General features: G+C 57.3%; 9 protein-coding genes. 7 read left to right on the top strand and 2 right to left on the bottom strand.

Features of this window, described 5'->3' with window-relative positions; genetic code table 11:
* Positions 1–164 precede the first annotated feature (164 nt).
* The 4 genes from aldA to MPRO_RS10590 all read left to right on the top strand — a co-directional run bounded on the left by aldA (position 165) and on the right by MPRO_RS10590 (position 5,977).
* Positions 165–1,589 carry an aldehyde dehydrogenase gene (aldA, locus tag MPRO_RS10605; RefSeq protein ID WP_067291639.1) on the top strand — a complete coding sequence of 475 codons (1,425 nt, stop codon included), beginning with the start codon at positions 165–167 and terminating at the stop codon, positions 1,587–1,589.
* Between the two features lie 247 nt (positions 1,590–1,836).
* Entirely contained in the window at positions 1,837–3,126 is a 1,290-nt protein-coding gene (locus tag MPRO_RS10600; protein WP_067291637.1) for an MFS transporter, read from the top strand.
* Positions 3,123–4,361 carry a mandelate racemase/muconate lactonizing enzyme family protein gene (locus tag MPRO_RS10595; RefSeq protein ID WP_245635073.1) on the top strand — a complete coding sequence of 413 codons (1,239 nt, stop codon included), beginning with the start codon at positions 3,123–3,125 and terminating at the stop codon, positions 4,359–4,361. The genes MPRO_RS10600 and MPRO_RS10595 overlap by 4 nt, the downstream gene beginning before the upstream one ends.
* Before the next feature lie 2 nt (positions 4,362–4,363).
* Positions 4,364–5,977 carry a GMC family oxidoreductase gene (locus tag MPRO_RS10590; RefSeq protein ID WP_067291630.1) on the top strand — a complete coding sequence of 538 codons (1,614 nt, stop codon included), beginning with the start codon at positions 4,364–4,366 and terminating at the stop codon, positions 5,975–5,977.
* 87 nt (positions 5,978–6,064) lie between these two features.
* Here MPRO_RS10590 and MPRO_RS10585 read toward each other — a convergent pair whose 3' ends face one another.
* Together MPRO_RS10585 and MPRO_RS10580 are read right to left on the bottom strand one after the other, a co-directional pair.
* The gene (locus tag MPRO_RS10585) at positions 6,065–7,693 is read right to left on the bottom strand and encodes a BCCT family transporter (protein WP_067291627.1); all 1,629 of its coding nucleotides are present in this window, start codon (positions 7,691–7,693) and stop codon (positions 6,065–6,067) included.
* A 59-nt stretch (positions 7,694–7,752) separates the two neighbouring features.
* Positions 7,753–9,399 carry an amidohydrolase gene (locus MPRO_RS10580; protein ID WP_067291624.1) on the bottom strand — a complete coding sequence of 549 codons (1,647 nt, stop codon included), beginning with the start codon at positions 9,397–9,399 and terminating at the stop codon, positions 7,753–7,755.
* A 554-nt stretch (positions 9,400–9,953) separates the two neighbouring features.
* Between MPRO_RS10580 and MPRO_RS10575 the strand changes: the two genes are divergently transcribed.
* The 3 genes from MPRO_RS10575 to MPRO_RS10565 all read left to right on the top strand — a co-directional run bounded on the left by MPRO_RS10575 (position 9,954) and on the right by MPRO_RS10565 (position 13,067).
* Positions 9,954–10,874 (top strand): LysR family transcriptional regulator, encoded by a 921-nt coding sequence (locus MPRO_RS10575; protein ID WP_158651791.1) that lies wholly within the window; start codon positions 9,954–9,956, stop codon positions 10,872–10,874.
* Positions 10,875–11,046: 172 nt separating this feature from the next.
* Positions 11,047–11,892, top strand: coding sequence for an AAA family ATPase (locus MPRO_RS10570; RefSeq protein WP_067291617.1), 846 nt, complete (start codon positions 11,047–11,049; stop codon positions 11,890–11,892).
* The gene (locus tag MPRO_RS10565) at positions 11,892–13,067 is read left to right on the top strand and encodes a vWA domain-containing protein (protein ID WP_067291613.1); all 1,176 of its coding nucleotides are present in this window, start codon (positions 11,892–11,894) and stop codon (positions 13,065–13,067) included. The genes MPRO_RS10570 and MPRO_RS10565 overlap by 1 nt, the downstream gene beginning before the upstream one ends.
* The last annotated feature ends 451 nt before the right edge of the window (positions 13,068–13,518 follow it).

Genomic DNA, 13,518 nt, shown 5'->3' with positions numbered 1-13,518 from the left:
CCGGCTTCCAGACAGAACTGCCGGACAAGGCCTTGAAACATAAAGCTTCAGAGGAAATTACCCTATTATTTCCATATATGGAAATAATATTTTTCCTGTGGAATTTATTTGACAGGCTTATTGGCAGACCCTAGGATGCGCTCAACAACACCAAGGAAGCTGTCATGCGTATCGACAAGAACTTCGTTAACAACCAGTTTGTAAGCTCCAACAAAGGCGCGATGATTTCGGTCTATAACCCGGTAGATAACACTGTTGTCGGGCAGGTTCAGGCCGCCACCGCTGACGAGGCCATTGATGCCGTTGCCATTGCCGCTGCCGCCCAGAAAGGCTGGCGCCAGCTGACCAGCATCGAACGGGCCGGTTACATGCACAAACTCGCCGATGCTTTGGTGGCACGAAAGGACGCCATTGGCCGCGCTCTGGCAGATGAGTCAGGAAAAAGCCTGGAGGACGCCACCAATGAAGCGGTGTACGCCGCCGAAATCACGCGCTACCACGCCGAATGGGCACGCCGTATCGAAGGTGAAATCATCCCCAGCGACACCCCCTGCGAAAGCCTGCTGCTGCAGCGCGAGCCGATCGGTGTCGTGGCCTGCCTGATTCCGTTCAACTACCCGGTGTACACGCTGCTGCGCAAGATCGCGCCGGCCCTGATCACCGGTAACGCCGTGGTGGTACGCCCGAGCAACAACACGCCCTGCTCTGCATTTGAAATCGCCAAAGCGGTACAGGACTCCGGCATGCCGGCCGGCGTAGTGAACATCCTGACCATGGACCACGCCACAGCAGAGACCGTTTGCACCCACCCGAAAGTCGGCATGATCACCCTCACCGGCAGTGTGGGCGCCGGCCGCAAGGTGCTGGAATACTCCCAGGTCAATATCGCCAAGTCGTCGCTGGAACTGGGAGGGAAATCCCCCGCCATTGTCGAAGCCGATGCCGACCTTGAAAAGGCCGCCCGTGAAATAGTCGCGTCCAAGACCACCAACTGTGGCCAGCTCTGCACCGCAATTGAACGCGTCTATGTGCATGAGGCGGTGTATGAGCAGTTTGTTGAGCTGCTGCGCGCCAACCTGGCCGAGCGTCAATTCGGTGACCGCGCCCTGAATCCAAGTTTTATGGGGCCGCTGATCAATGAAAATGCACGCCTGAATATTCACCAGATGGTGGAGCGTGCGATCGATGACGGCGCCAAGCTGGAAGTGGGTGGCTATATCCCGGAAGGCCCTGGACACTTCTATCCACCGACACTGCTGACCCACTGCCGCCAGGATATGGAGATCGTCCAGGAAGAGATCTTTGGGCCTGTGCTGCCGGTACTCAAGTACCGCGATGCCGATGAGGCGCTGGCGCTGGCCAATGACCACCAGTTCGGACTGGCCTCCGTGATCTACACCGAGAACTACCGCACGGCGATGAAGGTTGCCAACAACATCGAAGCCGGCGAGATCTATATCAACCGTACGCCGGCCGATCCGTACCAAGGCTACCACGCCGGCTGGAAGCGTTCTGGCCTTGGCGGTGACGATGGCAAACACGGCATGCTGGAATTTATCCAGACCCGCCTGGTCGTACTCAACTACTAACCCGAAGGACAGCCCGGCGTTCCTGCCGGGTTGTCTATCAGCGCTGCAACACCGTCATCTGTGCGCACAGCTGCCGAGGTTTGTGGCTCAGCCTTTGGCCTGCTGCCAATGGTGGCGAACACCTGCGCCATCCATTAGCCCGCCGGATCAATGCCCGCAAGTCTGACGCAATGCGCCATTCACGGCCATATTTGCGCCGGCGTGATACCAACAACAACAAACAATGTGTCACAGGAATAACAATTACATGGCCAATACTCTCACCCAGTCCCCCGCGTCTGCCGGGACGAAAATAGATCTCAAACGCTATTTTCAGTTCAGCCTGCTGCTGCTGGCAGCCGGTGCCATTTATCCGTTGCTCTACCTGCGACAAAACTTCGAAACATCCATTCTCGAAGCCTTCCAGATCACGCCTTCGGAGCTGGGTAACTATTACTCCATGCTCGGTGTCATGTACTTCATCTGCTACCTGCCAAGCGGCTGGCTGGCGGACAGAATCTCGCCACGCCTGCTGGTCACTGTTTCCATGATAGGCACAGGCGCACTGGGACTCTGGTTTGCCACCATTCCCTCAAAAGACGTACTGGTTTACATCTTCATGGCCTGGGGTATAGCCGCCGGCCTGACCTTCTGGGCATCCATGCTCAAGGGCGTAAAGATGCTGGCGCAGAAAGATGAGCAGGGGCGATTTTTCGGCATCCTCGACGGTGGCCGCGGACTGGTTGAAGCCGTATTGGCCACCATCGCCATCAGCATCTTTGCCTATGCCATAGAAACCAATAACCTGAGTAATACGCTGGCACTGAAGCAGGTGATTTACATGTACTCCTTCACCTGTATCGGCATCGGCCTGATGACGTTCCTGTTTATCCGCGGAGGCACTGCTGCCGAGGAAAAGGTCAGCAGTGAAGGCCGTGGCAATCTGTTGCGCGATCTCAAATTCCTTGCCTCCATTCCTGAACTCTGGATGGTGGCCATCGTTATATTCTGCGGCTACCAGCTGTTCTGGGCGACCTATTCCTTCTCCGCCTTTATGCAGGACGGCTACGAAATAACCGCCGTCACCGCCGGCTTCATCACCGTGGCCAAACTCTGGATGCGACCGATCGGCGGCATTGGCGCCGGCATCCTCGGCGACCGCTACGGCAAGGAAAACATTCTGGCCATCGCCCTGCTGGGTGCCTCGCTGGGGCTGGTATTCCTGATCCTGTTCCCGCAGCTGGGTAGCATCTACCTCCTGCTGGCGATCGTACTGCTCATTGGCGTACTGACCTACGCCATCCGCGGCCTGTACTGGTCCATTCTGGATGGCTGCAATATCCCTCTGCACGTCACCGGCCTGGCCATCGGCATCGTCTCCCTGATTGCCTACACCCCGGATATTTTCCTGCCACAGATCAATGGCTTTATCGCCGCCCGCTATGAGGGCGTCACCGTCTACCAGCTGTACTTTGGCTACATTGCGGCTATGGGTGTCATCGGCACCCTGGCCGTCCTGAAACTGAAAACTATGACCGCTAAGAAAAAGGCATCATGATGAAAGTTGTATCTTGTGAAACCTATGTCGTCGCAACACCGCCCCCGCATGTGGGCGGCATGTACTGGATCTTCGTCAGTCTGAAAACCGACTGCAGTATCGAAGGCATTGGCGAGGTGTACGCGGCCACCTTTCATCCCAAGGTGATGACACCGGCCATCGACGATGTATTTGAGCGCTGCCTGCAGGGCAAGGATCCTCATCATATCGAGCGTTTCTTCCGCGAAGCCTACTCCAGCGGTTTCACCCAACGACCTGACCTGACCATGATGGGCATCGTCAGCGGCCTGGAAATGGCCTGCTGGGACATTATCGGCAAAGCCGCCGGCAAACCCGTGTATGAACTGATCGGCGGCAAGGTACACGACAAGCTGCGCTGCTACACCTACCTGTACCCCAAAGACAGGAACGGTGACTACAACTACGACAATGTCGAACTGGCCGTCGAGTGCGCGCTGGAGAACAGGGAGCGCGGCTTCACCGCGCTGAAGTTCGATCCGGCCGGCCCCTACAGCGCCTACTCCGGGCATATGCTGTCGCTGGAAGCCATGGACAAGAGCGAAACCTTTTGCCGGCGCATTCGCGAAGCCGTCGGTAACAGCTGTGATCTGCTGTTCGGCACCCACGGTCAGATGACGCCGGCCTCGGCCATTCGCCTGGCAAAACGTCTGGAGCCGTTCGATCCGATGTGGTTCGAGGAGCCGGTGCCGCCGGGCCAGAGCGAAGCCATGTCCCGCGTGGCGCAGAACACCAGCATTCCGGTGGCCGCAGGCGAGCGCCTGACGACCAAGTACGAGTTCCATGACCTGCTGAAAAACGGCGCAGCCTCTATCCTGCAGATGAACCTGGGCCGCGTCGGCGGTATCCTGGAGGCCAAGAAGATAGCCGGCATCGCCGAGGCGTACTACGCCCAGATAGCGCCGCACCTCTACAACGGCCCGGTCGGCGCAGCCGCCAGCATCCAGCTGGCCACGGCCACCCCGAACTTCCTGATTCAGGAAAGCATAGGTACCTGGGATGGTTTTCATGCCGATGTGCTGCAACAGAAAATCGAGTGGAAAGACGGCTATATCATTCCATCCGACAAGCCGGGACTGGGTATTGAGCTAAACATGGATGTGGTGAAAGCGCACTCGCCCTATACCGGCAAGGCACTGCACCTGAGCATGGACCCCAGACCCTACGACTATAAAGAGCAGTCGTCCACCGAATGGAAGGCACAGCCGGAGCGCTAAGTATGGAATACGATTTCATTATCGTAGGCGCCGGCTCTGCCGGCTGTATCCTGGCCCACCGCCTCAGCGAATCAGGGCAGCACAGCGTGCTGCTGCTTGAGGCGGGCGGCAAGGACAGCTCCCCCTGGATCAAGCTTCCAGTCGGCTTCGCCAAGACCTACTACAACCCGCAATACAACTACATGTATTACAGCGAGGAAGAGGAAGGCATGGCCGGGCGCAAGCTCTACGCTCCGCGCGGCAAGGTGCAGGGCGGCTCCGGCTCGATCAATGCCATGATCTACGTGCGCGGCCAGGCGGCGGACTTCGATGACTGGGCCGCGGCTGGCAATGCCGGCTGGTCCTACAAGGACGTACTGCCCTACTTCAAAATGCTGGAGCAACACCCGGCCGGCGATACGGAGCACCATTCCAGCAAGGGCCTGATCGGTATTACCCCGATGAAGGACGGCGCCCACCCGATCTGCCAGCATTATCTGAAAGGCGCCCAACAGCTGGGCTACACGCTGAACGACGATTTCAACGGCGAAACGCTCGAAGGCGCCGGCATCTACGAAGCCAATATTCGCGACGGCCAGCGCGATTCCAGCAATACCGCCTACCTGAAGCCTGCGCTCAAGCGTTCGAACCTGCACATCAAGCGGGTCAGCATGGCGCAGAAGGTGCTGCTGGACGAGAACAACCGTGCGATCGCCGTAGAGGTGCGCAGCGGCGACACTGTGGAAACTATCCAGGCCCGGCGGGAGGTCATCCTGGCAGCAGGCGCGGTGGACTCGCCCAAGCTACTGCAGCTGTCCGGGATCGGCGACAGCGCTCTGCTGGACAGGCACCAGATTCCCGTGCGCAGACATCTGCCCGCCGTGGGTCAGAACCTGCAGGATCACCTCTGTGTCAGTTACTATTACCGCGCCAACATGAAAACCCTTAACGACGAATTTCTGTCGTACTGGGGGCAGGCAAAAGCGGGCATCCAGTATCTGATCAATCGTACCGGGCCTCTGAGCATGAGCGTCAACCAGTCTGGCGGCTTCTTCAGGGGTGACGACAACGAGCCCCTGCCGAACATTCAGCTGTACTTCAACCCGATGTCGTATCAGATCCCGAATGACCCCAATGCCAAGATGATGCCGGAGCCTTACTCAGGATTCCTGGTGGCATTCAATTCATGCCGCCCCAGCAGCAAGGGTCAGATCGAAATTGCGTCGAACAATCCGCAGGATGCGGCCCTGATCAAGCCGAACTGCCTGTCCACCGAGAAAGATATTCGCGAAGTGATTCAGGGCAACAGGCTGATCCGCAAGATCATGGGGGCGCCGGCGCTACAAGCCATCACCGAGGAGGAAGTTCTGCCCGCAGACAGCGTGCACGACGAGGCCAGCATGCTGCAGTACTTCCGCGAAAAAGGCGGTTCCATCTACCACCTGTGCGGCTCCTGCACCATGGGTCCGGACGCCGAAACCGCCGTGGTGGATGCCCGCCTGCGCGTGCACGGCGTTGACGGACTGCGCGTAATCGATGCCTCCATCTTCCCCAACATCACCTCCGGCAACCTCAATGCGCCGACCATGATGGTGGCGGAGAAAGGCGCCGAGTTGATCCTGCAGGACCACGCCTGACCCACGACTAACGGCTGACGGCCGGGGCAGCGTTCAAACGCAAGCCCCGGCCGGTCAGGTACTTGGTGCAGTTTTTTTGAATCCTGTTTAGTCGGCTGTTCTATAGGCCAGCCCGCTCACCGATGAGAAGTCTTCCGCACTTTCCTCACGTCTTTGCTGCTGAGGAACCTCTTGCCCTGCCTCCTCCAGGAGGTCTTTGGCGTACTCCAGCTTCAGTGAGCGCAGCAGCGACCAGACCATAAAGCCGATGCCGATGGCGAAGGGGCTGCCGGCGATGATGGAGGCCGCCTGCACCGCTTTCAATCCGCCGCTGAGCAGCAGCACTATCGCCAGCAGGCCGGTAAACAGCCCCCAGGTAGCTTTCATGCCAAAGCTGGGTTCATAGGCGCCTTTAGACATCTGCATTGCGACGAAGAAGCACGCCGAGTCGGCCGAGGTGATCAGGAAGATAATCATGCTGCAGAACACCACCAGGCTGAGGACATCACTCATGGGGAAGCTGTCCAGCAGTACGTAGATGCCCGAGCCGACGTTGGCTTGCACAGCGTCGAAGATCCTGATGTCGCCCGCAGCTTCGAGGGCGATGGCGGAGCCGCCTATGACCGAGAACCACAGCATGGAGCAAAGGGTCGGAGTCAGGACGGCAAACATGATGAACTCACGCAGCGTGCGACCGCGGGATATGCGCGCAACAAAGCCACCGACAAAGGGAGACCAGGAAATCACAATCAGCCAGTAGAAAATTGTCCACCAGTTGATCCAGTCGCTCTGCTGCTGCGGGTCAGTCCAGAAGGCCATGGGCAGTAAATTGCCCAGGTAGTTACCGATATCGGTAACAAAATAACGCATCAGGGTATTGGTATCTCCGGTCACCAGTATAAAGATACCGAAGGCGATCACGACGACCACATTCAGGGTACTCAGAAAGGCGACACCGCGTTTCAGGCCTGAAAGGGCCGACAGACTGTAGGCCAGGGTCAGTAGCGTGATAATGATGATCTTGCCGGTATTGCCGGTCTCAATGCCGAAGATATGCCCAACGCCATAGTCGATGGAAATCACACCCAAACCCAGCACTGTGGCGATACCGCCGATGGTGGCAACAGCGCCGACCAGATCCAGCAGGCGCGCCCAGATGCTGTTTTCGGTGCGCTCCCCCAGCAGGCCGTAGAGGGCAATACCGATGTTCATCGGCTTGCCGTAGCGGAACGCCGGGAAAGCGATGCACAGCCCAACAATGCAATACCCCATCCAGCTGTGCAGCCCCCAGTGCAGCGAGGTAATCTGCAGCGCCACCGGAATCGCTTCCGGCGTGGCCGGCTCGGCCATATAGGGCGTCTGCATATAGTGGTACAAGGGTTCGGCCACGCCCCAGAGCAGGAAGCCGACCCCGATCCCACAGCTAAACAGCATCGCGACCCAGGTGAAGGTGGAGAACTCCGGCGTGTCCTCCTTCCTGCCCAGTTTCAGATCGCCATAGCGACTGAAACCAATCCACAAACCGATACCGACATAGGACGTCAGGGCCGCAATATATGCCCAGCCAAACTGGTGGCTCAGGTAAGCCTGGGCATTACTGGCGTAGGCTTGCAGGGTTACAGGGCTGATCACACCCAAGCCCACTATGAATAGAGTGATGCCGGCCGTGGACCAGAACAGTGGCTTGTCGTAATCCCCGAGTACCCCTTTGCTGCGGTTTTGTATCGAGCTATCCATCGTCAATCTCCTGCTTATATTTATTATCAGTCGCTATTTTTTGACTGGGCAAAAAACAGCTACTTCCGGTAGACGATCTCCCCGCTGGACAGTGTCATCAGCACCTGCTGACGGCTAATTTCATCCAGCGGCACGGATAGAAAATCCGCATCTATAACCACCAGGTCAGCCAGTTTTCCGACTTCGACCGAGCCCTTGCGGGTCTCATGATAAACGGAGTAAGCAGCGTTCCAGGTGTAGGCACGAATCGCCTCGAGCACGCTGATACGCTGATCCTGGCCCATATCCCGGCCCGTTAAGCTGCGCCGGTTGACCGCCGCGCTAATCGCATCAAAAGGCTTGTAGGACTGCACGAAGGCGTCAGTACTGACCACCGCTGGTATGCCTTCGTCCAGCATGTCACGCAATGGACAGAAACGTTTGGCGCGGCGCTCGCCGTAGATGTGGGTCAGGTCATCACCCGTTTCGTTAAGCTGGCCTGGCTGTGTAACCGGAATCACACCAAGGCGCTTGATGCGTGCAACCTGCTCCCGGGAGGGGCCGTGGCAGTGTTCGATACGATGGCGCGTGTCTGAGCGCGGAAAGCGACGGTGGGCTTCTTCAATGGCATCCAGCACTATGTCCATCGCCATATCGCCCTGGGTGTGCACACCGAATTGCATGCCGCGCCTGTGGGTATCGATCAAAGCTTCCTTAAAGGCTTCAATATCCGGCCAGTAGGTATAACCACGGCCAGCGCTCTTGTTGCATTTGCAGCCTTGCTCGCCCTGGGGCTCATCGGCGTAAAACAGCGCTGTACCGCCGATCAGAGCCCCGTCGCAGTAATATTTCATGGGCCCGATGGACAAGAGGTCATTACCTATATGGTCGGTTATGCCCAGCTCGTTGATCGCATCTTGATGATTGGACAGGTACATGCAGGTGGTTTTGATGGTCAGTTTGTTTTGCTTGCGCGCTTCCATATAACCGGGCATTTCCCGGGTGGTAACCTGCGGGTCCACAATCGAGGTAATACCGACTTTCAGATAGGCTTTGCAGGCACGGTCTATATCATCCACCAGCTCTTCCAGTGGCAGGTCGTAGCCGATATCCGGCCCGTGATGACCGACATTGACACTGGTGGGTATCACCAGCTGCTGGGCGCTGTCATACACATATCCCGTGATGCGCCCCTGCTCATCGCGAACAAACATGCCGCCGGCGGGGTCTGGCGTATTGTCATCCACACCGGCCAGCGCCAGTGCGACACTGTTGACCAGAACGTTGTGACCACTGACGTGAACAATGCACACCGGATTATCGGAAGAGATGTCATCCAGATCCCAGCGTGTGGGGATTCTGCCGTCGCTGAATTTCTCGTAGTTCATGCCCCAGCCGCGAATCCACTGACCGGGCGTGCAGTTCTCAGCGGCATGACCCACCGCATCACGCAAATCGGCGATGGAGGACACCGCAGGGTAGCCAAAGTCGACGGTGGCAAAGGCCGCGCCCTGGTGAGTGAGGTGATTATGGGCATCGATAAACCCCGGCATCAATGTCCGGCCTTGCAGGTCGATCACTTCAACCGAATCATTTACCAGCGCCGTAATTTCAGCGCTGGTGCCGACCGCCTTGATATGCTGCCCTTCGACCAGCACGGCCTGACAGATACGGTCACTCTGATCGACGGTTATCACCTGGCCGTTAATAAACGCGTAATTCGCCATATAGACCTCATTATTATATTGTCTAACTGACCCTGAATTAAAAATCAGCATCGGCTTTAAATTCTTACAGGCTCTGGATGTTCGGTTAAAAATCCAGCGGGGCTAATAAATCAACATTCTGAAACAAGACCCGCCGGACGAATGGACCTAAAACAAACCAGAGTGCTCAGTCTAGAAAAAATGCTGAATGAGTAAAATCACGAATAACTAAATGTTACTTTACGAATGACCGAAGTAACCGATGGCAGCACCGATGCCCAGACAGCCGCGGCTGCCCGCTATCTCGCCCCCTTGCTCTCTATGGCTGTCCACACCGCGATTCAGAGGGTCATTCAGCCAGCTGACAGCTGGGCTTGTATCCGGGTCCAAAGTGCTGCGGTTACTCCATGACCCATAGGTGGGGTGCAGAATAGGTTCAGGCTACCGGGCGGCACTGGTAAGATGGAGTTCAGCCACGAATCAGCCGTTTAATATAAAACCGTGATATTCAAGGCCGTAATGGTATTCTCTTCACAGGTTTTAGTAATTAAAATAATGGGGCGAGTGATATGCCTTTGCATAGCAAACAAGATTACTCTATAGGTAAAGCCAGCAATATTGATATCCGGCTTTTAAGTGTATTTATCACCGTCGTCAACAGTGGTGGTCTTACACAGGCGCAGGAACCGCTGAACATCGCGCTCTCCAGTATCAGTACCTCTATTCAGGATCTGGAAACCCGGCTTGGGCTCAAGCTCTGTAACCGTGGACGGGGTGGATTTTCGTTAACCGAAAACGGTCATGAAGTCTATCACCAGGCCCAGAAACTGTTTGAAGCAGTGGAGCATTTTAATGCGAATGTCGCCGGTCTGAAGGGGAAGTTTACCGGGGAGCTCAAGATCGGCATCCTGGATAACTCAACAATGTCACCCTCCACCCGGGTGCCGGAAGTGATTCACCGTTTTTCCGAGCAGCATCCGGATGTGCACATCAGCATCAAGGTGCTGCCTTCCAATGAGATTGAAGAGGCGCTCATGAGCGGCGGCCTGCACCTGGGTATTGGCCTGTTTCCAGACAGCAAACAGACCCTGCGGGCACTGGTGAGTTTCCCGGTGGTTATCGATCTTTACTGCGGTAATCAAAGCCCGCTGTTCACCAAAGAAAACATCAGTATGCATGACCTGCAGCTCACCGGTTATGCCAAGGGCTGCTATTCGCCAGACATCAAAAGCAAGCTGTTACAACAGCTGCCCGCACCACCGGCCTCCTCCTACCTGTCTGAAGGTCTGGCGTTTCTGATTATGTCCGGCCGTTATATTGGCCACCTGCCAAGGCGCTACTCCGCCAACTGGGTCAAGAACGGTGAAATGCGCGCTCTCCCTGAGGCCCTATTCAGCCATGAACTGGAACTGTCGCTGGTCGTGCGCCGTGGTGAAACCATGGGGCCTGTTATGCGTTCCTTTCTGGAAATTTTTTCCGCATTTACTGACGCGTAAATTGTCCGCTTTTTAGATGCGTCGAATCACTTGGCCTCCTGAGTCAATCCGCTGACCGTTCTCGTCATTACGGAGCCGCTGCGGGCTCTGCTAGACTCGAGTCTTTTGCGCCAGACAACAGGCAGCGCCGCGCCCGCGTCTGTCGCCCGGCTTGCATCGAGGACTTGGACAGATGAAATTCGAAGGTACGGAACGCTATGTCGCCACCCGGGATTTGCAGATGGCCGTCAATGCGGCGGTAACGCTGCAGCGCCCGCTGCTCATCAAGGGGGAACCCGGCACCGGCAAGACACTGCTGGCCGAAGAGGTCGCCAGTGCGCTGGAAATGCCGCTGCTGAGGTGGCACGTCAAGTCCACCACAAAGGCACAGCAGGGACTCTACGAGTACGACGCCGTATCCCGTCTGCGGGACTCACAACTGGGTGATGCGCGGGTGCATGATATCGGCAACTACATTCGCAAGGGCACGCTCTGGCAGGCCTTTGAGGCCGAACAGAAATGCGTGCTGCTGATCGATGAAATCGACAAGGCCGATATAGAATTTCCCAATGACCTGCTGACCGAGCTCGACAAGATGGAGTTCGATGTCTACGAAACCGGCCAGCGTATTCAGGCCGCCAAACGCCCGGTAGTAATCATTACCAGCAACAACGAGAAGGAGCTGCCGGACGCCTTTTTGCGCCGCTGCTTTTTCCATTACATCGCCTTTCCCGATCGCGATACCCTGCAAAAAATCGTGGCCGTCCACTACCCCGACATCGAACAGCGCCTGGTCAGGGAAGCACTGGAAATCTTCTTTGCGTTGCGTGAAGTGCCCAACCTGAAGAAGAAACCCTCCACCTCCGAGCTGATCGACTGGCTCAAGCTGCTGCTGGCCGACCGCATCGACGCCAAAACCCTGGCCGAACAGGACCCTTCCAGCGCCATGCCACCACTCTACGGCGCCCTGCTGAAAAACGAGCAGGATGTGCACATGCTGCAACGCCTGGCCTTTATGGCACGCCGCGGTTCACGCTAATGCTGATCGACTTTTTTACCCGCCTGCGCCAGGCCCAGATACCGGTCAGCCTGCGCGAGCTGCTCGACCTGCTCGCGGCGCTGGATGCCCGTCTGGCCTGCTGTGATATAGATCACTTTTACCTGCTGGCCCGCGCCTGCCTGGTGAAGGATGAAAAATACTACGACCGCTTCGACCGCGCCTTTGGTGCCTATTTCGGCGGCCTGCCCAGCGGTGAAGACCTGCGTGATGCGCTGATTCCCGAGCACTGGCTGCAGGCCGACTTTCTGCGCCAGCTGTCCGACGCCGACAAGGCCCAGATCGAAGCGCTCGGCGGGCTGGATAAACTGCTCGACACCCTGCGCCAGCGCCTCGAAGAACAGGGCGAACGCCACGCCGGCGGCAGCAAGTGGGTCGGCACCGGCGGCACCTCCCCCTTTGGCCACGGCGGTTACAACCCAGAAGGGGTTCGCATCGGTGGCCCGGGGCGTCACAAGCGTGCGGTGAAAGTGTGGGAAGAGCGCCAGTTTCGCAATCTGGATGACAGCCTTGAACTTGGCACCCGCAATATCAAGGTGGCGCTGCGCAAACTGCGCAAATTTGCCCGCACCGGCGCCGCCGACCAGCTAGACCTAGACGACACTATCCGCTGTACCGCCCGCAACGCAGGTTTTCTGGACCTGAAAATGGTGCCCGAACGGCACAATGCCGCCAAGGTACTGCTGTTTCTGGATGTGGGCGGCTCGATGGACCCCTTTATACGCACCTGTGAAGAACTGTTTTCCGCCGCCCGCAGCGAGTTCAAGCACCTGGAGTACTTTTACTTTCACAACTGCCTGTACGAAGGCGTCTGGCGCGACAATCGCCGCCGTTTCGAGCAGCGCATCCCCACCCTCGACCTGCTGCACACCTACGGACGGGACTATAGGGTGATATTTGTCGGCGATGCCGCCATGTCGCCCTACGAGCTGGGCGAGCGCTTTGGCAGCGTCGAGCACATGAACGAGGAAGCCGGCCAGACCTGGCTGCAGCGGGTGCTGGACACCTGGGAAAAATGCATCTGGCTCAACCCCATGCAGGAGTCCAGCTGGAACTACACCCGCTCAACCCAGATGATCCACCAGCAGTTCGGCGGCCAGATGTACCCGCTGACGCTGGAGGGACTGGAGCGCGCTATCAAGGCGCTGTCGCGCTGAGCCACTTACAGTAATAAAACACAGGCACAAAAAAGCCGGAACCAGGGGACCCGGTTCCGGCGTGCTGAAATCCAGCGATGAGTGTCAGAGTGCTATAAAACGACGATCAAAAAAGCGAACGTCACAGTGCCTAGGAGGCTGTCCGACAATACTCAACCTACTGCGAGCCACCTGAGTTTGGCTGTTTTTTGTGCTGTTTTGCGTTAAATAGAACCACTATTCGCCTTAAAACACCGCAAAAACCCGCTCAAATCAGTCGGCTCTCGCTACGGCCAGCATTCTCGGACAGCCTCCTAGCCGCAACTTTTTTCCGTGCCTGCGGACAGGTAACGGTAGAGAGCAACACCAAAAAGCGCACCAAGCAGGTCCAGCACCCAATCGGTCAGACTGACCTAGCGCGCGGGAACCCCCACCTGGACACCCTCATCGTAAGCGCAGTCCCCCGCTGATA

Origin of the sequence: Marinobacterium profundum, assembly GCF_001528745.1 — a bacterium.
Classification (GTDB): Bacteria; Pseudomonadota; Gammaproteobacteria; order Pseudomonadales; family Balneatricaceae; genus Marinobacterium_A; species Marinobacterium_A profundum.
This window is presented reverse-complemented; position numbering and strand designations above follow the sequence as displayed.